This window comes from Lysobacter sp. GCM10012299 (assembly GCF_042649405.1).
In the GTDB taxonomy this organism is placed as follows: Bacteria; Pseudomonadota; Gammaproteobacteria; order Xanthomonadales; family Xanthomonadaceae; genus Lysobacter_J.
Genome location: NZ_JBHRZC010000003.1, coordinates 155,021 through 177,139, shown reverse-complemented (window position 1 = coordinate 177,139; position 22,119 = coordinate 155,021). Strand labels below are relative to the sequence as shown.

Below are 22,119 nucleotides of genomic sequence, written 5' to 3'. Positions count from 1 at the left end.
CTAAATAGGCCATGAAGTTTCCGCCATTCGCGCCGGTGCCGCAGCCCCCCGTAGCGCGCATCGCCGATGGACGGGTGTTGCAAGTGCACCTGCCGCAGTGCATCGCTGACGCCCGTCACGCATTGTGACTGCGATCAAAAAAGCGTTGACTAAATCCAACACCGGGTTTAGCTTGAACCCTCGCCTCTGCCACTACATGTAGTGGTTTGCAGGCGACGGGAGCCCAAAGTCAGGGTTTTCCGGCTTAGAGTTGCAGTACTGTGAGCGTCCTCGGGGGATGGCGCGGAACGGGAGCAAGATGAGCCCTTATTCGAACCAAAACCAATGCTTCGCGGACGTGCAAGACCGGTCGCGGGCATCGCCGTCGGCGGCTGTTGAGCCGTCGTTGGCAGAGCGGCAACCAATATAAGAATCCACCGGCAGCGGTCCCGATCCGCTGCCAGAACGAGGAGAAAGGACAGGCATGAGCACAGTGCGCCTCGAGGCGGTCAAGACGGCCGCGGTTGCAGGGGGGGACCTCGAGAGGGAGATCCCGATGCAGCCCGCTTCCCAGGACATCTGGGACAAGAAGTACCGGCTGAAGACCAAGACGGGGAAGGCAGTCGACGCCGACATCGACGCCACCTACCAGCGCGTCGCCAAGGCCCTGGCCGAAGCCGAGCCCTCTGCCGAGAAGCAGCAGTACTGGAACGAGCGTTTCGTGTGGGCGCTGCGCCGCGGGGCCATTCCCGCCGGCCGCATCACGTCCAACGCCGGCGCGCTCGAGCACAAGCCGGCCACCTCGACGATCAACTGCACCGTCTCGGGCACCATCGAGGACTCGATGGACGGCATCCTCGAGAAGGTCCACGAAGCGGGCCTGACCCTGAAGGCCGGCTGCGGCATCGGTTATGAATTCTCGACGCTGCGTCCGCGCGGCGCGTTCGTCGCCGGCGCCGGCGCCTACACCTCCGGCCCGATGTCCTTCATGGATATCTACGACAAGATGTGCTTCACCGTGTCCTCGGCCGGTGGCCGTCGCGGCGCGCAGATGGGCACGTTCGACGTCTCCCATCCGGACGTGAAGGACTTCATCCGCGCCAAGCGCGAAGACGGCCGCCTGCGCCAGTTCAACCTGTCGCTGCTGATCACCGATGGCTTCATGGAGGCCGTCGACACCGACGCCGACTGGCCGCTGGTGTTCCCGGTCAACATGAAGGAAAAGGGCGACATCAACCTCGACGACGCGACCCAGGTCGTGTGGCGCGAGTGGCCGACCCACCGCAACTACATCGTCCGCGACGACGGCCTGGTGGCCTGCAAGATCTACGGCCACATCCGTGCCCGCCACCTGTGGGACATGATCATGGTCTCGACGTATGACTATGCCGAGCCGGGCTTCATCCTCATCGACCGCGTCAACGAGATGAACAACAACTGGTGGTGCGAGAACATCCGCGCGACCAACCCCTGCGGCGAGCAGCCGCTGCCGGCCTACGGCGCCTGCCTGCTGGGCTCGGTCAACCTGACCAAGTTCGTGCGCGACCCGTTCACCGACCAGGCCTCCTTCGACTGGGAGGAATACAAGGAAGTCGTGCGCGTGTTCACCCGCATGCTCGACAACGTGGTCGAGGTCAACGGCCTGCCGCTGGAGCAGCAGCGCAACGAGATCATGCGCAAGCGCCGCCACGGCATGGGCTTCCTCGGCCTGGGCAGCACCGTGACCATGCTGCGCATGAAGTACGGCAGCAAGGAGTCGTGCGAGTTCACCGAGCGCATCTCCCGCGAGATGGCCGTGGCCGGCTGGGAAATGGGCCTGGCACTGGCGAAGGAAAAGGGCGCCGCGCCGATCATGGACGAGCTGTTCGCCGTCGATGCCGAGATGCTGCGCAAGCGTCCGGAGATGGTGAAGGACGGCTGGAAGATCGGTCAGGACATCCCCGGCCGCGTCCTGCACGCCCGCTACAGCCGTTACATGCAGCGCGTCGCCACCGTGGCGCCGGAGCTGGTGGACGAGCTGGCCGAGACCGGCGCGCGCTTCACCCACCACAGCTCGATCGCGCCGACCGGCACGATCTCGCTGAGCCTGGCCAACAACGCCTCCAACGGCATCGAGCCGTCGTTCGCGCACCACTACAGCCGCAACGTCATCCGCGAAGGCAAGAAGTCGAAGGAAAAGGTCGACGTCTACTCCTACGAGCTGCTGGCCTACCGCGAGCTGGTCAACGCCAAGGCGATGCCGTTCTCCGAAGAGGACCACGCCAGGCTGCCGGAGTACTTCATCTCCGCCGACGACATCTCCCCCAAGGAGCACGTCGACGTGCAGGCCGCGGCGCAGAAGTGGGTGGACAGCTCGATCTCCAAGACCGCCAACGTCCCGACCGACTACCCGTACGAGCAGTTCAAGGACATCTACCGTTACGCCCACCAGCAGGGCCTGAAGGGCTGCACCACGTTCCGCTTCAACCCGGCCGCCTTCCAGGGCGTGCTGGTCAAGGAAGCTGACCTTGAGAACACGACCTACCGTTTCGAGCTGGAAGACGGGAGCGTGCTGGAGGTCAAGGGCAACGAACAGATCGAGTACGACGGCGAGATGCACACCGCCGCCAACCTGTTCGACGCCTTGAAGGAAGGGTATTACGGCAAGTTCTAAGCGCTGGCATCGAGCGCTGCGAGGGGCCTGCTTTCAGGCGTCAAGGAAACATGGCACCCGGGGGAAGCAGGTTCCCCTCGCACTTCGAGTCGACAGTAGCGGAAGTAGCAGCGGCAACAGGCAGGGGGCGGCGTCGACGCCTCCACGCGGAAACCGGGCCGGTTCCGCGTTCATGTACGCGGCCCATATGCGCGACGCATTCATCGTGCCGTGCAGCTGCAGCAGGTATAGCATCGCCTTGCAACACCCCGATTACCGCACCAGGCCAACCAGTTTTGACGCCCGTCAGGAGGGCACATGAGCAATGGCAACGGAGTGACGGCAAGCCTGTCGCAGGCCGCCGATAACGTGAAAGAAACTGCATCGAACATTTCCAGCGCGGTGATGCACCGTGCCGAGGAAGCGGTGGCGTCGGTCAAGACCACCGCCAAGAAGGCACGCAAGGCCGCCAAGAAGGCGGTAGGCACCGCCAAGAAGAAGCTCGCCGCTGCCAGCGCCAAGGCCAAGAAGGAAGCTTCGACGTTGAGGGCGAAGGCCGGCAAGAAGACCGCCAAGAAGGCCACGAAGAAGGCCGCCACCAAGAAGACCGCGAAGAAGGCGGTGAAGAAGGCTGCGGCGAAGAAGACGGCGAAGAAGGCAACGAAGAAGGTTGCCAAGAAGGCCGTGAAGAAGGCCGCCAAGAAGGCCACGAAGAAGACTGCGACGAAGAAGGTCGCGAAGAAATCAGCCGCCAAGAAAGCTGTGAAGAAGGCACCGGCCAAGAAGGCCGTTGCCAAGAAGGCGGCGAAAAAGGCAGCCAAGCGACCCGCCAAGAAGGTTGCGAAGAAAGCTGCCAGGAAGTAAGTGCCCCGATTGGTCGCCGCGTCCCAGCGGCGCGGCGACCGCCTTAAGCGTCACACATAACTAGATCAGCGTTACCGCACCAGGAGCGGGTTCATGGCCGTCAAGATCGACAAGAAAATCAAGGGCTACAGCGTCGTCACCCCGGAAGACAAGGCGAAAGAGGCTGCGCGTCCCGCGCCGGTCGCCGCGATCGAGTCGCTGCCGACGGCCGACGTCATCCAGATGCACGAGCGCATCGAGCGCCCCGAAATCCTGATCGGCTCCACCTACAAGATCAAATCGCCGCTGTTCGAGCACGCGCTGTACGTGACGATCAACGACATCGTCCTCAACGCCGGCACCGAGCACGAGCTGCGCCGTCCCTTCGAGATCTTCATCAACTCGAAGAACATGGACCACTTCCAGTGGATCGTCGCGCTGACGCGCATCATGTCCGCCGTGTTCCGCAAGGGCGGCGACGTGACGTTCCTGGTCGACGAGATGAAGGCCGTGTTCGACCCGAAGGGCGGCTACTTCAAGGCTGGCGGCGTCTACATGCCGTCGCTGGTGGCCGAGCTGGGCAGCATCGTCGAGGACCACCTCAAGTCGATCGGCCTGATGCACGACCCGGAGATGAGCGACGCCCAGCGCGCCCTGATCGCCGAGAAGCGCGCTGCGTACAACCAGCTGTCAAAAAAAAACTCTGACGTAACCGGCGGCCTGTTCCCCGAACCGCGCACCAGCGACACCCCGCGCAGCGAGGACGTCGAAGTGACCGGCGAGGGCGCCAGCTTCCCGCCCAGCGCGACGATGTGCCACAAGTGCAACACCAAGGCGGTCGTCATCATGGATGGCTGCGCGACGTGCTTGAACTGCGGGTACAGCAAGTGTTCCGGCTGATTCAAACTGGATACTTGGTTGTTTGGTGTTGTGTGGGGGCACATAGAAGGCGCTAGTTTGGAAGGCGGAATGGGCTAGTGAACACGCAGTACAGGCTAATGAGTTCGCGCCACCCACTAAGTTGCCAGAGAAATGGAAGGGAAGTGCCGAGGCGGTGGGGCAGGGACCGTGGCCCAGGTGAAGGCACTTTTCACAGCAGATTTGTAGCCACGCGCGCCTTGGTTCGCTTTCACTAGGCGCTAGAGATCAGGGAAGAGGGCCAGGTGACGGACCAGCCGTATGAGCGGGGGGCGGTGTGGCGGCAGTGGGATCTGCACATCCATACGCCAGCTTCTTTCCAGTGGCGAGGGGCGAAATTCGATCCAGACCCAGCATCCCCTGCGAAGAAGGCGCTAGTGGACCAGATGATTCATGCCCTCAATGCCGCCAAGCCTGCGGTGTTTGCATTGATGGATTACTGGACTTTTGATGGCTGGTTCGCGCTGCAGCGTCGTCTGCGGGACGCCGATGCGCCAACACTGACCAAGACGATTTTCCCGGGCATTGAGCTGCGGCTGGCGGCGCCAATGAAAGGGCGTCTAAATGCGCATGTCCTGTTCTCGGATCAAGTCCAGGACGAGGTGCTGCGGGGCTTCCTGTCGAACCTAACGCTCAAACTCGCAAATCGCCCGCTTTCCGATGCCGCCCTGATTGACCTTGCGCGCAATCACGTCGGCGAGGCCAAGTTAGTGCACCATGGTTTCAAGAAAGCCGAGGTTCACGCCGACGACGCGAAGGCGTTCTTGGTCGGGGCCGGGATCGCGGGGTTGAACTGTGAGAGCTACAGGGACGCGATCGCCAAAGTGCCTGATGAGCAGGCCATCGGGTAGATGCCCATGACACTAATGATGGCCTGAGCGAGGCCAAATGGCGGGAGCACTACGCCTACTTCCTTGGCCTAGTACGAAGCTCACCAATTTTCGAGTCGCGCAATTTTGATATTTGCGGCGCGTTTACAAATGAACCCACTCCCGGTAACGGAAAGTATATCAAGGACTTTCAGCAGGGCTTGCGGGGCGTTCCCCGCTTGGTCGTCGCCGGCAGTGATGCCCATTGCTTCGTAGGCGTCGAGGGTGACAACGATCGTCGCGGCTACGGCGACTTTCCATCCGGCAAGGCCACCTGGATCAAGGTGTCTGCCAAAAATAGAGTTCTATCTTGGACAATAGAATTCTATTTCAGGCAATAGAGTTTGCTCCTGTGCAAAACTTTACTGAAGGCAATCGGCGCGCGTTCTCGATCGAGACATCGACGACCGTCTGGCATCTATGTTGTTGACCTTCACCAGCAATGCCGTAGCGTGGCTGCCGCTCCTTGACCATCGGGATCGAGGCGGCGGATCCCACGCTGTCTGGAACATTTTAGCGACCCCATAGGGTCGCACTGGGGCGGCGATGGTTCACCACGTGCTAAAGGGCTTTAGTCGAATGGACTAAGCATGAGAAGCTTAGGTAAAGGCGCGGGCCAACCACTGCAGCGCACGTAGTGCCTGCCTGTGTTTGCTCAGATCCGAAAGCGGCAGATGAGGCGCTACGAGGTTTCCTGCCGATGACCGATCAGGTACCGCCAGAGAGCTTTCAAGCGTAGGCCGCACCAGTCAAGAGCAAGCTGCAAATATCCGGCTTGGATTCGCTGACTGCTTGTGCGGCGACCACATAGCGAGTGGGCTCTGCGTGGGGAATCGCTACGCCGTACTGCGCACCCAGGTCTTGTGGCCGCATCTCAAAGCAAGCTAGTCCCGCTCCGAGAGTAATTAGCTTGCTGCCAAACGGAGTCACGACAAGCCGACAGCCCCCCAGAATGGCCATGCTCTCTCGGTACCGCTTCATCGCTCCCAGCAACTGGCGGTAGGCTTCGAACGGCTGGGCTTCATGCACATATAGGACATTGCTGGTGGGAGTACGCCGTGACTCAAACAGTACTTCCTTGTACTCGACCAGCAAGCGGTCTGCCCGACGTGGATCACGGGAGGGATGCGGCACGACCGGGCACACTTCAGCCTCTCCCGGGATGTCGCTGCCTTTGACGATCTGCTGCAACTGGTTGAGGCGATGCTCGCCCAGGATCGGAAACCAGACCAATGGCCAGTCTTGGACGCTTTCGGCTTGCATGGCGCTGGAGAAGCCGGGTACCCAGACAATCTCACTGCTGGGATCCTCGGCCATGATCTGCCCGTCCAAGGCGGCGTCTTCGGCCACGAGCACCTGAAAGTTGACCCCGCCGGCAGCCAAGGCGTTGTCCGCCTCCTTGTCGGGGATTAAGTGGTGAAGAATGCTCGTCAGCAGCGCTAGGTAGATGACCCTGGGCAGCGAGCTTGCATCAAGAATGATGTCCGTCTGATCGGCCACCATTTGCAGGATCGCATCCCTACCTGCGCGCAGGGCGCTGCTGGAGCTTAGCTCTTCTCCCTCCTCTGAGAGCCCGAATCGAACGTGCTCGACATTGCCAATCGTCGAGAATATGTCTGCCAGCTTTTGGCCGTTCTCTACGGTCAGCTGCTCCAGTTCCTCGTCTAGGCTGTAGTTGGAGAAGTTGATTAGCGCCAGACTGGCAGATTCGACCGTTGCGCTCGATTCGAGAATGCTACCAACGCATTCACGCATGACGACTTGCGCCCTGACGTCGAAGCCGCTTCCGCCTATGTACAGCAATCGCACAGGGCGATTGTCGAACATGTGTTCCCAGAGCTCATTGGCCTCTGACCCGCGCCGGAAAACGTACTGATCCCACAGCATTCCTAGCTCCCTATCGCAAGTCGCTGCCGCGGCTTCCAGCCCCGCAGCATCCAGTCAATCAAATCCAGGCAGGTGACGTCTTGCCATCCTCCCAGCTGCAGGGGCAGGCCGAAGTTGGCGCACAGCGTGCGGTTGAGATAAAAGATGGAACCTGCATCTCGCCCAGTACTCGCCGCGCTGGGACGCAGCACAAGCAAATTCTCCGCCACGCACTCGGAAAGGACTCGCTTCAACAATGTGCCGTGCTCCCCCAGTACCTTGCTCTGCAGCTTCTCCATCTCCGTCTGCGACAGTCTCACTCCGGTCACGCCTGGCGCGTAGGGCGCGTTGGGCAAGAAGGTCCGTTCGCGGCAGTAGCCACCGATCGAAATGATGAGCTTTTGCGCGCGCGTCCCCTCCATATGCTGCTTGGGCACGAATTTGAGGCGCCGCGCTGCGGCATCGCTCAGGATCCTCTCCTGGTCGGCAGGGGACAGTTCCGGGCTACGCTTTCGCAGGACCTGGCTGGCCACAATGCCATCGTAGAGCGCGGCCGCCATCGACAGCAGCTCTTCCACGTTACAAGTCGCCATGGTGCATAGGCGTTCAAGGCCGTAGTAATACGGCAGCTTGAGCTCTTCATGACATTGGATCTCGGCCGCCCCACGCAAGGCGGAACTATCCTTGTCATCGATCTCCTCTGCCGGCAGGGCCATATCGAAGCTCATTTGCTTCTTGCCGGCATCACGGGCCATCAGAATTCGCGTGACAAACAGCTCCAGCAGTGTGTCGACCGTCTGGTCCGCCGACTTCCTCTCAGCCCGGGCGATCCACTCACTGTAGCGCGCAGTCTTTTCATATGGCAGGGTCGCGGCTCGGAAGGCGTCGATTCCGGGCCGGATGAACTTCCGTATTTCCTCGGGCTCGAGTTGCTCTCTTAGGCGTTGCGAGAAGTTGCCCGTCACCGCCACTTGGCGATTCATACGGCGGTCCAAGACATTCAGCGCGAAGGGCACGAACTGATGGCCGCCTTTAAGCCCGCCCCAAAGCTCTTCAAGCGAGTACTCCTGGATGTCCCTGCCAGTTCGTGCGCCTTGCGAAAGAAGCGATTCCTCCAGCACTACCGTTCGCATGGCCAACCACACGGGGATCTGCGGGCGTTGTATGGTCAGTTCGTCGATCAACAACTCGCGTTGCTTTCGGCGAAGTCGGTGCAGGTCATCGATCATCAACAGACGATTGCCGCCGACCGCCACGCCGTCGCGAATGAATCTGACGGATTGGAGCCAGAGCACACTCTCGAACCGACCGCTCGAAGGCAACGCCTGGGTGTTTCGACCCGAGAACGCGTCCAGTTCAGCGTAGATGCGCTTTTCTTGCGTCTCGGCCCATTCTGCCAACGCGCCGGCCGAGGTGAGTTTTGGAATGCCTTGGAGATCCTGAGCAACCTGGTCGTACTCAAGCCCAATGGTGTCTAGCGACTCATCGGCCCCCAGTCCGAGAAACGCGCCCAGGCTTCGAAGGGTCCGCAGGACCACACGGCAATCCAGCAGGGCGCGGAACGGCCCCTCGTCAATGGCTGCCCCTGGAGGAAGATCGGCGTACCCCGAAGCGCAAGAGATGAGCACTCCAAGCAGTTGCGGGCCCTCCAACTCATCCAGAACGCCTTTCTCGACAAACAGGGGAAAGCTTTCCTTCAGCTCGTTGGCGCCCTTGCCGCGCCAGAAGCTGCGCAGAACGCTGGGAGTGAAGGCGCGAAGAATCGTGGTCTTGCCACCGCCGGGCGCACTACGGAAGACGTGCACGCCGCCCTTAAAAGCTTCGCCGGAGAGTTTCTCGAGAATCTTCGGTGAGAAGACCAGCGCAAATTCCTGATCCGAGGTCGTACGCTCCGACCTGCGTTCCAAGAAGGGATTGACGTTGTATGCCATCAGAAATCTCTATGCCTGGCCACGCGGGGGAACAAGCCCGGATACTTCAGGTGCTCAGGTCCCCACAGCAGATAGATCGAATTGTTCGGCGTGTTGTGGGATAGCACAACTGGCAAGGCACAGCTGGCAAAGCCCATCCGGCCGTCGGATCCACCCACCTTCATGTGCTCATCATCGACTTCCGGATCAAAGTACTTGTCCTTGGCCAATAGGGCGGCCAGCGTCGCCGACGGCGCTTGGGTCAGGGCAAGGTTGCGCTCCAAGGGACAGAGCACACGCAGTTGCAGCGGCTTGAATCCCCGTTCGGAGGTAAAACGCTCACTCCAGTACTCGATGTGATCGATGGCTTGTCGGGTGGCCACGTACAGCACCAGGAACACTTCGTAGTGGGTCGGATCGATTAGCCCACCCCGGTGAAGTTGGTCGTATATTTTCTGTAGCTTGCCGCCGAAACTTTTCTCCTCGCTGTCGTAGCGGATGTAGGTGTTGCCGCTGCCAGAAAAGTCGTCGAGCAACCAGATGAGATTGAAATGGGGCTGCTCTTCCTCAAAACCGGCCTTTCCCAATTCAGTCTTGAGAGCCTTGCGCATGGAGGCGGACTTCTGCTCGCCCAATTCGTACGCCTGCCAGATCTGCTCGTTACCGATCTGATGGTTGCTAGCCCTGCGCAATTCGTTGGTGCGGGCGCCATCGCTCAGTCCCAGGTAGAGCGATTTCAGCCTCAATTCCTTAAAGCGCGGATGTCTGCTCAGCCTGCCAACCTCATGAGTCGGTATATCGTGCTCTTCGGCCACCAGCCGCAGCCGTTCCTGGACGATGAGATCGGGGTAGACCATCTCTACCAAGTGGGATATTTCGCGGTCCGAGAAGAAGACCAGTTTGTCTTTTACCAACGCAAGGGCCGCCTGCCGGTCCTCCACATCGAGGCGCTTGAGCCACAGCGCCAGACTTTCGATGAACCGGCGGCCGGGCCCAAACCTCTGATACTGGTCGTATTTGAAGAAGGCGAGCAGCTGCAATTCAGGCACATATTCTTGGACGGGCTCTTGATCCTGCCATCCCATCACCCGTGCCAACAGCTCTGCTGCATTGAGATCCTGCATGGCTACTCATCGGTTGCTTGCTTGTGGGAAAGCTTGACCTTGAACCATCCCGTGTCATCCGTCAGGAATCGGTCCAGGTACCAAATCGTTGCATCGACATCGCGTTTGTGGCCCGGGGCAAGCTTCCATCCCCGATCCAATCGACGCGATGGCATGTCCACACTAAGCGAGAAGCGATGCTCGAGCAGTGAGACATCGTTGCCAGGCCAGGCCCCTTGATCGCCCATCGTCAGAATCTGATGGGGGTCGATCTTCTCCTGCTGGATCATGTGCGCGATGAGACCTGATTTGCTTACTCCCGGGGTCAGCACATCGACCGAATGCTTGCTGCGATACAGCGTGCCGGTCGTCAGGCCCGCTTGGCGCAGTGCATCGGCGACAACGAACCACATTTGGTCTGTGGGCAGTCCATCCCTGAAACGAATGCTGACCTGATACGGATGGGTGGGCTTAATGCGTTCGATCGGAACGCCGAGGGACTTCAACTTCCGGGCAATGCGAGTGACGTGGCTTAGAAATTCCACCGTGCCGGCCGGGATACTCATGGCGGTCGCCGCCGTGCCTATCCATCCGCCGTTGTAGAGTCCCAAATACAGCTTTTCCAGGATTTCGGCCGAGAGTACCTTGGCCAGCTCCTCTTGAATGGAGTCCCCGCGACCTGACGCGATACCAACCAAGACCCCCGCCTCTACGAGGCGCTTGAGGTGGTCGGCCAATGGGGTTGAGGGTGGCGCAGTCTTGCGCTGCGAAGCAGTTAGGGTTCCATCGTAGTCGAAGACCACAGCGCGGAAGTCCTGTTGCTCCAAGGAGTCAACGAACGAATTACGGGCGCGTGCCATTCCACTCAATCGCCGCTGCGAAGGCCAGCGCGCACCAAGGGCGTCGTACTTGGATTGCTCTGCCGCCGACACTCGCTCGCCGGGCGGAGGAATGACCTTTGGCAAGTCGATGTAGTAGATGTCGCGGCCAAATTGGGGAACGTCCGGTCGTCCCGGGTCCTTGCCTAGCTTTTCAGCAATAGCCTGCACCAGGTGCATTTGCCCGACGAGCCCGGCGATGAGATCGCGGGGGGATGCGCCTTGCAGCGGCATGGCGTACATCGGCACGTCCTTAGGGAACAACGCGCTCATCTTCGTCCAGAGCCCGCCCAGGGACGGTTCTATCAAGGCCAAGATGGCTATGTCTCCGGGGCGCTCCGCCAACCACAGATGCCGTCCATGCGCGAAGGAGCGCAGATCGGCCAGCTGGCAATGCAGGAGCGCGCCTTCGGAAAGCTTCGATTCCAGATCAGCGGCGATGGGGTGCAGCAAGGGCGAATAGGTCACCACCACTGCGCCGCGCTGCGTGAGCGCCTCTACGAAGTGGGCTGCCGATTGGACCCATTCTGAGATGGTCTGGTTGCCCAACCGAAGCTCGTCGAGGCTAGCAGGTAGGGCATCTGTGCTGCCGTCAAGCTCACTGTAGGCGCGTGCCACCAGGACCGCATCGAGCAGAAGACTATTGGTGGCGAGATAGCCATCCTTTTCTTGCAATTCAAAAGTATGCGGGCTGACATCGAACAGTTGTAACACCGCGTCCATCAGCGGGCTTGCGCTACGGTTGGTCAGGACGTGGACTTGCCGGGCGCTGTGATGCCTGGCGCGTTCCAGCGCTTCGGTAATATCCGGGTTATTGCCTTCCGCGGAGATCAGGAACACCGGACTTGACGAGGCAAGCGTCGGATTGCATATGATCTCAAGCGGCGTGGAGGGGCGCGAAACGCGGCCGGTGTAAGTCTCGTGCAAACTGCACAGCAGCGATGCAACGGTGAAGGAACCGCCCGAACCCACCCCGATGATACTCGACTCACTCGCGCCGGCGATGGCCTCTTTAAGAGGAGTTACATCCGCCGCCATGGCCGCGGCGTAGGTGGCCGCAAGCTGATCAAGTTCGGTCTGGTAACGACTGGTCGGCATCGCCGTGACTAGGCCACCTGGCGCAGGGAATCGCGAGTGCGAGTAGATGGTTTGCTTTTCTTGCTGGCGGCTTTGATCGGCAACTCAGCGTGGCCACGAAGCTCCTCACGCACCTCCATCAATAGAACTCCCAGCATGTTCTGTCCCTTCCCGTTGACCTCACCCCAGGTTCGATTGACGAGGTTATCCGTGCGACCGGCTTCCACGAGTCGCGCCTCTCCCGTGGCAAGCAGCAGCGTCTTCAGATCCTCGTGTTGGGTGAATTTCGCCCTCAGCACGTCACGCATCCTATCGAACTTTGTTTTCGACCAGTTCGGATTGATGTCCCAGGTGTAGAGACCATGTGCCGCCATCGCCACCAGGGAGGGCGAGGGTGCGCTGAGGATCCATTCGCGCACCGACTCTTTCCTCGCCTTGCCGGCCTGGTAGGCGTGCTCTGCGGTAGGGAATTCGCGCCCCTCAAAGGTCATCGAACGCCGAAACAGATTGCTAAATGCTCCGTAGGGTTTCTCGTTTGATCGGTAGAAGGGAATTTCAGCCTGCTTACTGGCGGCCTTCTTCGGCTTCTGCGATGCCGCAGTTCGGGTCATGGGCTGGTCTCCTTCGTTGAGTCGTTAACGGGAATGTTCTGGTTCTTACAGTGGTTGAGGATCAGGACCTCGATCAGGCCAGTGAGGCTGCGATGGTCCAAATTCGCCGCCTGTTCGGCAGCGGCCTTCAGCCCCGGGCTCACCCGAAGCGTCATTGTCGTGGTCTTGGTTTTGGGGCGTCCCCTTGGCATGGACCAAATGTACTGATTTTGTGAGTACGAAGACAGTATTTTGTACTGCTTTATTTCTCAAGGTCCGAGACTGAACATGTGGGCATGAATCAGTCTCAAAGAGCGCGTCGCGACGGCTCCAACTGGCTGGCTGCACCGCGTTGACATGAGTCCCAATTGGGACTAATGTGCGTATCAAGTCCTTATTGAGACTTCCCATGTCCCAAGGCACCACCGCCGCCTCCACCGTGCGCCGCGATATCGCCGGGCCGGCGCTTCGCGCCTTCTTCAGGATCAGTGAACGCTGGGGCCTGAGTACGGATCAGGAGCGATTGCTCTTGGGCAGCCCGGGGCGCTCGACCTTTTTCCGCTGGAAGCGCGATCTAGCAGGCCAAATACCGCAGGATGTGCTCGAGCGAATCAGCTATGTGCTGGGCATCTACAAGGCGCTGCATCTGATCTTTTCGAATGATCGTCAAGCCGACGACTGGGTAAGTCGACCGAACCTGACGCCCTTGCTCGGAGGTCGCTCCGCACTGGATCGAATGTTGGGCGGCCAGGTGGCCGACTTATTCGTCGTTCGGCAGTACCTGGATGCACAACGGGGTTGGAGTTGATGCCAGCCTCGCTGGCCCACGTAGTTTTCCAGCCGGCCTACCGCCTTGTGTCGAGCCGATTTCCACCCGTCGGCGTTTTCGACGGGATTGCCGACGCTGCCGACCTCGAAGCGCTGTACGAATTGGAGTCAATGACTAATCCCCGCTTGCGCGAGGAATTGGGTGCGATCGAGTCGATTCCCGCACCGCGCCGTATCGCAGGGCCCGGCACTACGCCCATCATGGCCGCCTTTACCCATCGCAACCCGGAAGGGTCGCGTTTCACACCAGGCTGGTTTGGCATTTACTACTGCGCCAAGGAGCAAGGCACGGCGATCGCCGAGACGGTCTATCACAAGGCGCGTTTTTTGAAACAGACGAACGAGCCCGCCTGCGTCTTGGACATGCGGTCCTATGTCGGCGAGGTCGACCGGCCTTTCCACGATATCCGCGGTGCCTATCCCGACCTTCACGATCCGGATAGTTACACGGCCAGCCAACGCTTCGCAGTGGAACTACGCCAGCAAGGCAGCGACGGCGTCGTTTACAACAGCGTACGCTCGCCCGGGGGCACTTGCCTGGCGGCGTTCTATCCCGATGTGATTCAGCCGGTACGCCAAGGACCGCATTTTCAGTACCACTGGGATGGAGAACGTATTTTGCGCGTAACCGAAGCGAGGGATGTGCCCTACTGATAACGCGCAGGGTCCAAGATAACAGCAGATCAGGCCGGCACTCCTGAAGAGGCCGGCCCTCTCCGCCCGACAAGCCATGCAAGGTTGCCGAGCGACCACCGCTAAGCAGCTTGGCTCAGGTCCGCGATTCGGAGTTCTATAAGATCCAGGTCTCGGCTGCGGAACAACTGAAGATCCTCGCAGGCGGATCCGCTGCGGAACAGATGCGCAATATCGTGAGCGGTCACTAGGAGAGCAAATGCGGCAAGTCGAACAAGCCCTCCACCTGATCTCCAAGACACTATCGGGCGACTTGCAGAAAACCCGATGCGGTGATTCCTTTACAAACAAGCTTCCAAGCATTTCTAGCTAATTGATGCACCGCGCCCCAAATGGAACCAAACCCTCGTCGGCAACCGTTGACAGCTTGGAGATGCTGATGCGTGAGAAAGACGTTCGTGCCTAGTTGCTGGAGGTGAAGTAAGCCGTGGGCGGACAAGCTCCGCCACCGACGGCGCAGCCTTGGCGGGTCTACCTCGACCAAAACAAGTGGATCGAGCTTGCACGCACATTCTACGGCAATGGCACGAGCGCGGATTCGTGGGCCCTTCTGGATCGTATGCAGGCCGCCGTTGCCGCCGGGCGCTGGGTACTGCCGCTGAGCGCGGTGCACTACGTGGAGCTGTCGCGCATCTCGAATCCGGAGCGCCGCCATCGCTTGGGCGCGGTGATGTATGCGCTGTCAGGTGCCGTGACACTGGCACCGACGCGGGAGGTCATAGAGCACGAAATTGAAGTGGCGCTCGCCCGGCGGTGGCCCACCGTCCACGTCGCCCCCTTCGCGTTGCTAGGGCGGGAGTGGGCATGCGTTTGGTGTCGGCCTGCCCGTGAGCCTGCATGGCCTGGCACCGGAGCGGCTCGAACGCGCAGTCCTGGCAGGGGATGCCGACTTGGGCGTGGCTTCCCCGACCTTTCACAACACCGAACATCGTGAACGCTTCCAACGGCACCTGCAGGAGTTGAAGGACATCCGCGACCGGCTGCCGCCCACATCATGGGAGGATGCCCTGCACGCCATCAGCATGGTGGACATCTTGGATCCGCTGAATCGTGTCTTCGCCCGTCATGGCTTCGACAAGACGGCGCTGACCTCACTGGATAAGTCCGAACTGACGCGTTGGCTGCAGTCCATGCCCAGCCGTCGGGTCGATCTGCATCTGCATCGTCAGGTGCTGAAGGACCTCCACTACCGCTCGAAGGTGACTGATCTTGAGGACTGGGCCGCCCTGGGCATCGCCAGCGTCGATTGCGACGTGCTGGTGTGTGAAAAACACATGGCGGCGATGCTCCAGCGAGATCACTTTCAGGCGCGGGCGCGCATCGAAACGCGCCTTGCCGCTGCGGTGCAGGCGGCAGAATCGCTCGACGCGGCAGTGCGCCTGGATGGCTGACCCGCGCCTGCGTCCCCATGCGTGTGCTCGACTCGCAGGAGTCGTGACTTCCGGCAATTCGAATCCCAACGCCTCAACGACCAGTTTGGAGAACAATGTGGGTGGAGTAAACATTCCTCGCGAGGTGCGGGATGCGCTGAAAGCGATCGAATCCGACGCCCTGGTTAAGCGCATTGACCAATGTTTGGATGAGAAATGCCTCAGTGCCTTGCGCAGTCTCAGACTCGAAAGTTGCGGTCCGTACGTAGCCTCGAACATTCGAAAATTCGAGACTGCGCTGGCCGAGTACGGATCGGCAAAAGCGGCCAAGAAGCTGGCTGAGACGGAAACCCGCGCCCGTCGCGCGGGCGACAACCTTGCACGCGCGGTCCAAGAGATGAAATACCGAGCGGAAACGGAAGAGACGGAAGACCAACTCTTCCACGTCGAAGATCGTATCACTCCGCCGCACATGTTCAGCGAGCATCTGACGGTGCGCGTGAGCTATCGCTGGCGCCCAACGATCGAGGACGAATGGGGCTGCGGCAGCATCATCTTTAGTCACAACGCCGAGATGCAGCCCGACTACACCGTGCTCGCGCCAAAGCGCAAGCCAAGCGTCGTCCAACAAGCGGGGGATCGCCAAGACGCGCTGTATCGCGAATGGGAGCACCTGATGCGCTTGGCGCTCTATTCGGTCAAGGAGTACTTCCGGGATGGCGGCAGCGCCTTGGCGATCCCAACAACATTCCGGGCGAAAGTGGATGCCCATACCCGAAGACTCAACAATTTCAGTGCCCGATTCTGGCCTGTGCCGTCATCAGTCACCGATGTGTGAACCAGGAGCTGGGGCGCGTAGACCGGCCCGCGCGGGCTTCGAATCGCGAGACGGAAGGGCGCGCAGGCAAGTCCGGGGCGTAATCGCCTTCCCCCACCCCACAAGCAACCCAAGCATCCGTTTCCGGAGGCTGTCAGAGCATCGGGCGGAGGTGGTCGGACAGAGAACGACCGCTTTCGACGCACAGGAGCCATTGAAGATCGTCGGTGCTTTCGCCAGTCAACGCCAGCTTGCCTGCCCCGGAAACGGCGAACAGCGAGTGCCTCTCCAGCGCCGGCATCGATTGCGGCCAGCTAGAATTCCAGCGCGATTGGCGCGAGGGCGACTTCGCCGGGGGGCTCGTAGCAGACCTGACCATTTCATCGATGAGGCACTGTCATGGCGTCAGTTGCAGAACAAATCCAGAGTGCAAACACGGCAATCTGCCAGAACATCGACGCGCTCGGCGAGCAGCGCCCGCTGCTGTCTCAGAACGTGCTCGCGCAGCTTCGCAACCTGGTCGAGGGCGTGCTGGTGCGCCTGCACCTCGGTACGGGCGGCGCCGAGTTCAGCTACGACGCCGTAAATCCGGCGCTGGCGTATGTGCGGAGCCAGGGGAAGCTGAACTTCCTCGGTCGTTTCCATGGCTTGCTTCAAGCCAGCAGCTCGCACTACACCCTCGATGGCGATGCCTCCGAGCGGCTGATGCTCAAATACTATGAATACATGCACCGCCTGCGCAGTTTGGTCCGGACGGCGTGCGCCATGGACGTATTGAGCAACCTGGAATCGTTCCCGGTCGACCTGGATCCGTCGCTGCGCGAGTATCACCTGAAAATCGCCCAGCGGATCGAGGCGGTGCGCGGTGCGAAGCTGGATCGGGAAGCCGGCACGCGCTACTACATTCACAAGATCCGGCCCTTCTTCGTAAAGGGGCGAATCTATTATGAGGTGACGTTCAATCGTGCCGTGAACCGGGCGAGTAAGTTCGATCGCGCCATCGCCTTCACGGATATTGACATGACCGACAAGTACTCGGCCTACCTGGTCCTGCAGCGCGATGCGATCCGCGTGCTCGACCAGAAGATGCCCATCACGCTCATCCGTGCATGGGACGTATCGATACGGCCGTGCGAACTGGACAATTTCGCGCGACTGCTCGGCATCGGGACCAAGGTCCGGAGCGGTTCGGCCGAGTACCGCTATCTGATGCAAGGATTGACGGCGACCTCAGGAAGCCTGCTCGATCTGGTGGACATGGATGAGGAGGAATATCGGTCAGCCCGATTTGCTCCCAAGGTCGGTGACGCCGGTCTGGTCATTTTCCCGATCGTAGACGAAGCGCGCCGGATCATCCGCTCACGGGCACCGGGCCACAACCTCATCCGTTACTTGATGCTCCGCATGCACAACCAGGTGCTCAAGCCACAGTATGCCGCCAATCCGTGCTGGCGGCTGTCTAACCTCCACTTGCAGATGGGCTGCATCCCGTTCGAGACGATGCCGTTTTGTACCTCACCTCGCGACCACAACCCGCGCTCTGCGGACCTCGTCGAGGCGCTTGACGCCGGCGAACGACGGCACGAATTACTTGCGAGACGGCTACAGATCAATGTCGAGCAACACGGCATGCTTTACACGCCGGTGAAGAACCTGGAGGCATTCGGCGACCTTGGCGCGTTAATCGACACATTCAACGGGAATATCTACTACAAGCACGGGCACAGGAAGCTTGCGCAGGACAAGGGTCACGCATTCATCTGCGGCTACGAGGACGAGACGGCTGACATCGTCTCGATATTGCAAGCGGCGGCGGCTAACGGAATCGCTGGCTATACGCAAGCGGTGGCGCGCTGGTTAGAGCAGACGCCTCGAGAGATCGACGACTCGGCGAAAAAGGATGCCCTTGAGCGACTTTTCAGCGACTCCAAGGTCGCCTTGATTTATGGTGCCGCTGGCACAGGCAAGTCGACTATGGTCGATCATATTGCCGCCTACTTCAACGACAAGTCCAAGCTCTTCCTGGCGCACACCAATCCCGCCCTCGACAATCTCAAGCGTAAGGTCAATGTCAAGAATGCCACGTTTCGAACCATCAGCAGCCATATACATCGGGCTGGCGACCCGGAGTACGACCTGCTGGTCATCGATGAGTGCAGTACGGTCAGCAACGCAGACCTGCTCAAGGTACTAAAGAGAACCTCGTTCAAGCTGCTGGTACTAGTTGGTGACGAGTATCAGATCGAGTCCATCCAGTTCGGCAACTGGTTCTCCATCATCCGCGCGTTCCTGGCCGACAGCGCGATCTTCGAGCTGACAACGCCCTTCCGAACAAAGAGCCAGGCGCTACTGCGGTTCTGGAACAAGGTTCGGAACATTGATGACGATATCGACGAAGTGATCGCGAAGAATGGCTATTCCGGCATTCTGGACAAGACTCTCTTTGAGCGCTTCGGCAACGACGAGATCATCCTGTGCCTGAACTACGACGGCCTGTATGGCATCAACAACGTCAACCGCTTCCTTCAGAGCAACAACCCAAATCCCGCGGTCGTATGGCGGGAGGCGACCTATAAGGTGGGTGACCCAATCCTGTTTAACGAGTCCGAGCGTTTTCGCTCGGTCCTGTACAACAATCTTAAAGGTCGCATCGTGGCCATCGAGCAGGGGCTGGACTATTTGCGTTTCGAGGTCGATGTCGAGGTCGATCGCCCGCTCAGTGGTTTCGACGTCCTTGGTACCGAGTTGGAGTGGGTGGCCGACTCGACGGTGCGGTTTACCGTCTTCGATCAGGACACCAGCGATGAGGACGATGACGCGTTGCACACCTTGGTGCCCTTCCAGGTCGCCTATGCGGTCTCCATCCATAAGGCGCAAGGCTTGGAGTACGATTCGGTAAGGATCGTCGTGACCAACGCTAACGAGGAAGATCTGACACACAGCATCTTCTACACGGCGGTCACGCGGGCGCGACGGCACCTGCGGATCTTCTGGACGCCGGAAACCCAGCGAAAGGTGCTGACGAACCTGCGCCGCACTGTCAATCCAAAAGACGTCGCGCTACTTGCAGCCCGTCGTGGACTCATACCCGTGCGCTAGTCTCTTGGGCAGCAAAGTGACGGTCAGAATCGAGTTTCCTGAGTTTCCGTCTCAATGTCCGCTTTTGGCCGAAAGCGGCCGCTGGTTAGTGAGACAAGTCTGTGATCGGCATCGCCTCGTTGCTGCGGAGGACAAGACGGCCGAAGAGATCTACGACTTGCTGTCCGGCATGTCGTATCTGGAGCCTGGCTATTCACTATTGTTCCAGGACGCCCAGATCGAGCAGCTATCGCCGGGCCAGCGCGGCGGGTTGTTGTTGATCTTCTATCTGCTGGTCGACGAGGGAAGGAACCCAATAATTCTGGATCAGCCAGAGGAGAATCTCGACAACGAAACCGTGGTGAGCCTGTTGGTCCCCGTGCTTACGGAAGCCAAAAAACGTAGGCAGATCATCATGGTGACCCACAACCCCAATCTAGCCGTCGTTTGCGATGCGGAGCAGATCGTTTGGTCGCATTTCGACCGCAAGAATCGCTCAAAGATCGCGTACACCGCCGGGGCCACTGAGAATCCCCGCATCAATAAGCCAGTGGTCGATGTGCTGGAGGGTACAAAACCTGCGTTTGACAACCGCCGCATCAAGTATCACTGACTGCCTTTTCTATCAGCAGGTAATCAGCGCAATCGACGCTCAGACTGTGCGCAATGCTATGACGGAGGCAGTGCCCACCTGCCCCGAGGAACGGGTCTTTGTCCGATTGAGCGGCACACCACAACAGATTGCGCCCGCCTTGGCCTTGCTTGGTAGTACATCGATCTAACCTTGGCCGGCTTTTGTCTTCTACAGAACGGATTGTCGGTCGGGACGAACCCGATCGAGTTGAACGGACGCTTAGGGCGGCTTTGCGGCTGCCGACTTACCAGTTCTCCCGCCGGTGACCTTTGCGCCGAGCGTGTTCCTTGCTCGCTGTCGTCCGCTTCTCTTCCTCAGTCCGGGAGGCTCGCAGCAACAGATGGTCAAAGGCCCCGAAGCCATCTTGGGTCTGGCCGGACTTGGATAGGGCGATATCGTCCTCGTCTTGTTGAACGGCATGCGTATGCCGGTGTTCTCTGGAACGGTGAGCCGGCACACGCGTGAAGCGCTACATATTTTCCGCACTTCGCCATGAGCCTTCGACAGCCGAATCCAAGTCGAGGCATGACAGTTGCGAGGGGCGGGACGCAATATGCGTGCAAGCACCGGTCATCACCGTCACGAGCAGCGCCAAAACAAGGCCAGCAATGCGGGGCAGAATCGCGGTCATGGGGCAATGTAGCTCTCGACCTGCAGCGTGAAGAGGCGATGGCACGTGCCATTGAGCTCCATCAGCGCTTCATGAGAGCCCTGCTCGATGATGGCTCCACGCCTTAGCACCAGAATTTCCGATGCAGATCGAACAGTAGAGAGCCGGTGGGAGATGAACAACACCATGCGACCCAACGACAACTCGGCCATCCGGTCGAACACTTCGCGTTCAGCTTGAGCGTCGAGAGCAGAGCTGGGCTCATCCAGGATGAGCAGATGACGCTACGGATCTCCGACCATGAGTTCCAGGGCCACGCGAATCTAGACCCGGGCGGCTAATGGCCGATCGATCACGCCGAGCTGGCGCCGTACTACGGCATCGTCGAGCGCTTCATGCGCGTGCGTGACGACCTGCCGCAGCTGCCGGACAGCTGCTTTGTCGAACAGGAAGCGATGACCAATTGGGAAGCCCGCTTCAAGGCGGCAGTGGAAGGCCAATGGCCGACGCGGCGCGTTGTCGGCGGTCGGGGGATTCATCGCGAGCCTTCGCACCGATCGGCTCTGGTCAGCGGTTGGTCACCGCACACCACGCTGCACGCGCTCCTGTCGACGCGATGTCCAGCGGATACGTCACGCTCAGAACAGATTGCGTGGTGTCGCATCTGATGACCGATGTCGAAGATAGCCGTGTTCGTGCCGTTGCCTGCATAGACCGCGCGTGACGCAGCAGCCCTCCGAAACAAATAGCGGTCGCGCGACTCTGCTCTGGGCGTCCACTCTTGAATAGGTGCGCATCCTGCGGAACTCGCCGATGCGCAGGGGAGGGAGGGTCATCGCCGATCGTCACGGCCTAGTAGGCAAGTACCTGCTGGATCACGCCTCCACATCGCTGCGCGGTATCGTCCCGGAAACAGGTCAATGTGGCTCCGTGGAACAAGGGGCACGGTATCGTCGTACCCCGCTTCCGGCACTTCGGGGATGCATCCGTGGGGCCCGGAGGGTGCGGGATGACCGGCGCGATCCAGCGCGGCCTGGCGGGAAGTGAAGGACCGGCCCAATGGGCCCTGAGCTCGCTGGTCGAGGTATTGCCACGCAAGGAAAACGTGGCCGCGCTGGACGGCGGTCACGACGCTTGGGGCGTTGGTACCTTGCGGATTGACCTCCGTTACAGCGAAGCTGAGCACGCGCTGGTGAACGATGCACGCGAGCGGATGGTCGAGATGATCACTCACGCTGGCTTGGAGGTGACGGGAGGTGGGGAAACTAGTCGGGGTGAGTAACTGCACGAATTGGGCTGGGCACGTATGGGCCGCGATCCGTCAACGTCGCCGAGCTCGGGCGTCTGCCGGTTCTAAGTCGTCGATCAAACAATCGGGTGTTGGATACCGACAACCTCCTCGTGCTGGATGGCGCACGCTTTCC

At 60.1% G+C, this 22,119-nt stretch carries 17 protein-coding genes and 1 pseudogene; 11 read left to right on the top strand and 7 right to left on the bottom strand.

All coding sequences use genetic code 11. From position 1 onward, the window contains the following. The first annotated feature begins 463 nt into the window (after positions 1-463). The 4 genes from ACFOPO_RS08785 (at position 464) to ACFOPO_RS08770 (ending at position 5,223) form a co-directional block, all read left to right on the top strand. Positions 464-2,632 (top strand): adenosylcobalamin-dependent ribonucleoside-diphosphate reductase, encoded by a 2,169-nt coding sequence (locus ACFOPO_RS08785; protein WP_386702815.1) that lies wholly within the window; start codon positions 464-466, stop codon positions 2,630-2,632. A gap of 297 nt (positions 2,633-2,929) precedes the next feature. Next, positions 2,930-3,475 carry a hypothetical protein gene (locus tag ACFOPO_RS08780; protein WP_386702814.1) on the top strand — a complete coding sequence of 182 codons (546 nt, stop codon included), beginning with the start codon at positions 2,930-2,932 and terminating at the stop codon, positions 3,473-3,475. 93 nt (positions 3,476-3,568) lie between these two features. Continuing rightward, positions 3,569-4,354, top strand: a complete 786-nt coding sequence (locus ACFOPO_RS08775) for an NrdJb (RefSeq protein ID WP_386702813.1) — start codon at positions 3,569-3,571, stop codon at positions 4,352-4,354. A 395-nt stretch (positions 4,355-4,749) separates the two neighbouring features. Continuing rightward, positions 4,750-5,223 carry a hypothetical protein gene (locus ACFOPO_RS08770; RefSeq protein ID WP_386702812.1) on the top strand — a complete coding sequence of 158 codons (474 nt, stop codon included), beginning with the start codon at positions 4,750-4,752 and terminating at the stop codon, positions 5,221-5,223. 747 nt (positions 5,224-5,970) lie between these two features. Here ACFOPO_RS08770 and ACFOPO_RS08765 read toward each other — a convergent pair. The 5 genes from ACFOPO_RS08765 to ACFOPO_RS08745 all read right to left on the bottom strand — a co-directional run bounded on the left by ACFOPO_RS08765 (position 5,971) and on the right by ACFOPO_RS08745 (position 12,686). Further along, complete coding sequence (locus tag ACFOPO_RS08765) at positions 5,971-7,068, bottom strand: hypothetical protein (RefSeq protein WP_386702811.1); 1,098 nt, start codon at positions 7,066-7,068, stop codon at positions 5,971-5,973. Positions 7,069-7,130: 62 nt separating this feature from the next. After that, positions 7,131-9,038 (bottom strand): hypothetical protein, encoded by a 1,908-nt coding sequence (locus ACFOPO_RS08760; RefSeq protein WP_386702810.1) that lies wholly within the window; start codon positions 9,036-9,038, stop codon positions 7,131-7,133. Continuing rightward, a complete protein-coding gene (locus tag ACFOPO_RS08755; protein ID WP_386702809.1) occupies positions 9,038-10,141 on the bottom strand; it encodes a hypothetical protein in 1,104 nt (367 codons plus the stop codon). The genes ACFOPO_RS08760 and ACFOPO_RS08755 overlap by 1 nt, the downstream gene beginning before the upstream one ends. Positions 10,142-10,143: 2 nt before the next feature. Continuing rightward, positions 10,144-12,096, bottom strand: coding sequence for an HAD-IIB family hydrolase (locus ACFOPO_RS08750; protein WP_386702808.1), 1,953 nt, complete (start codon positions 12,094-12,096; stop codon positions 10,144-10,146). 8 nt (positions 12,097-12,104) lie between these two features. Beyond that, entirely contained in the window at positions 12,105-12,686 is a 582-nt protein-coding gene (locus ACFOPO_RS08745) for an NADAR family protein (protein WP_386702807.1), read from the bottom strand. A 388-nt stretch (positions 12,687-13,074) separates the two neighbouring features. On the opposite strand from ACFOPO_RS08745, the gene ACFOPO_RS08740 reads away from it, so the two are divergent. The 6 genes and pseudogenes from ACFOPO_RS08740 to ACFOPO_RS08715 form a co-directional block, all read left to right on the top strand. Continuing rightward, positions 13,075-13,473 carry an antitoxin Xre-like helix-turn-helix domain-containing protein gene (locus ACFOPO_RS08740; RefSeq protein ID WP_386702806.1) on the top strand — a complete coding sequence of 133 codons (399 nt, stop codon included), beginning with the start codon at positions 13,075-13,077 and terminating at the stop codon, positions 13,471-13,473. Beyond that, positions 13,473-14,147, top strand: coding sequence for an RES family NAD+ phosphorylase (locus ACFOPO_RS08735; RefSeq protein ID WP_386702804.1), 675 nt, complete (start codon positions 13,473-13,475; stop codon positions 14,145-14,147). Before ACFOPO_RS08740 ends, ACFOPO_RS08735 begins: the two co-directional genes overlap by 1 nt. Before the next feature lie 866 nt (positions 14,148-15,013). Beyond that, positions 15,014-15,577 carry a hypothetical protein gene (locus tag ACFOPO_RS08730; RefSeq protein WP_386702803.1) on the top strand — a complete coding sequence of 188 codons (564 nt, stop codon included), beginning with the start codon at positions 15,014-15,016 and terminating at the stop codon, positions 15,575-15,577. Between the two features lie 43 nt (positions 15,578-15,620). Then, positions 15,621-16,394: a hypothetical protein gene (locus tag ACFOPO_RS08725; RefSeq protein WP_386702802.1), complete on the top strand. Its 774-nt coding sequence runs from the start codon at positions 15,621-15,623 to the stop codon at positions 16,392-16,394. A 378-nt stretch (positions 16,395-16,772) separates the two neighbouring features. Next, positions 16,773-19,472 carry an AAA family ATPase gene (locus tag ACFOPO_RS08720; RefSeq protein ID WP_386702801.1) on the top strand — a complete coding sequence of 900 codons (2,700 nt, stop codon included), beginning with the start codon at positions 16,773-16,775 and terminating at the stop codon, positions 19,470-19,472. 145 nt (positions 19,473-19,617) lie between these two features. After that, positions 19,618-20,064, top strand: a pseudogene (locus ACFOPO_RS08715) (hypothetical protein); the annotation flags it as partial. Positions 20,065-20,712: 648 nt separating this feature from the next. On the opposite strand, the gene ACFOPO_RS08710 reads toward ACFOPO_RS08715, so the two are convergent. Both ACFOPO_RS08710 and ACFOPO_RS08705 read right to left on the bottom strand, forming a co-directional pair. After that, the gene (locus tag ACFOPO_RS08710; RefSeq protein ID WP_386702800.1) at positions 20,713-20,919 is read right to left on the bottom strand and encodes a hypothetical protein; all 207 of its coding nucleotides are present in this window, start codon (positions 20,917-20,919) and stop codon (positions 20,713-20,715) included. 99 nt (positions 20,920-21,018) lie between these two features. Continuing rightward, entirely contained in the window at positions 21,019-21,234 is a 216-nt protein-coding gene (locus tag ACFOPO_RS08705) for a hypothetical protein (RefSeq protein WP_386702799.1), read from the bottom strand. 470 nt (positions 21,235-21,704) lie between these two features. Here ACFOPO_RS08705 and ACFOPO_RS08700 point away from each other — a divergent pair, with 470 nt between their 5' ends. Continuing rightward, positions 21,705-21,977: a hypothetical protein gene (locus ACFOPO_RS08700; RefSeq protein WP_386702798.1), complete on the top strand. Its 273-nt coding sequence runs from the start codon at positions 21,705-21,707 to the stop codon at positions 21,975-21,977. Positions 21,978-22,119 lie beyond the last annotated feature (142 nt).

Bases quoted from the DNA above. Each gene is read 5' to 3' on its own strand.
- ACFOPO_RS08785 (WP_386702815.1), top strand. From the start codon at position 464: ATGAGCACAGTGCGCCTCGAGGCGGTCAAGACGGCCGCGGTTGCAGGG.
- ACFOPO_RS08780 (WP_386702814.1), top strand. From the start codon at position 2,930: ATGAGCAATGGCAACGGAGTGACGGCAAGCCTGTCGCAGGCCGCCGAT.
- ACFOPO_RS08775 (WP_386702813.1), top strand. From the start codon at position 3,569: ATGGCCGTCAAGATCGACAAGAAAATCAAGGGCTACAGCGTCGTCACC.
- ACFOPO_RS08765 (WP_386702811.1), bottom strand. From the start codon at position 7,068: ATGTTCGACAATCGCCCTGTGCGATTGCTGTACATAGGCGGAAGCGGC.
- ACFOPO_RS08760 (WP_386702810.1), bottom strand. From the start codon at position 9,038: ATGGCATACAACGTCAATCCCTTCTTGGAACGCAGGTCGGAGCGTACG.
- ACFOPO_RS08755 (WP_386702809.1), bottom strand. From the start codon at position 10,141: ATGCAGGATCTCAATGCAGCAGAGCTGTTGGCACGGGTGATGGGATGG.
- ACFOPO_RS08750 (WP_386702808.1), bottom strand. From the start codon at position 12,096: ATGCCGACCAGTCGTTACCAGACCGAACTTGATCAGCTTGCGGCCACC.
- ACFOPO_RS08745 (WP_386702807.1), bottom strand. From the start codon at position 12,686: ATGACCCGAACTGCGGCATCGCAGAAGCCGAAGAAGGCCGCCAGTAAG.
- ACFOPO_RS08740 (WP_386702806.1), top strand. From the start codon at position 13,075: ATGTCCCAAGGCACCACCGCCGCCTCCACCGTGCGCCGCGATATCGCC.
- ACFOPO_RS08735 (WP_386702804.1), top strand. From the start codon at position 13,473: ATGCCAGCCTCGCTGGCCCACGTAGTTTTCCAGCCGGCCTACCGCCTT.
- ACFOPO_RS08720 (WP_386702801.1), top strand. From the start codon at position 16,773: ATGGCGTCAGTTGCAGAACAAATCCAGAGTGCAAACACGGCAATCTGC.
- ACFOPO_RS08705 (WP_386702799.1), bottom strand. From the start codon at position 21,234: ATGAATCCCCCGACCGCCGACAACGCGCCGCGTCGGCCATTGGCCTTC.
- ACFOPO_RS08700 (WP_386702798.1), top strand. From the start codon at position 21,705: ATGACCGGCGCGATCCAGCGCGGCCTGGCGGGAAGTGAAGGACCGGCC.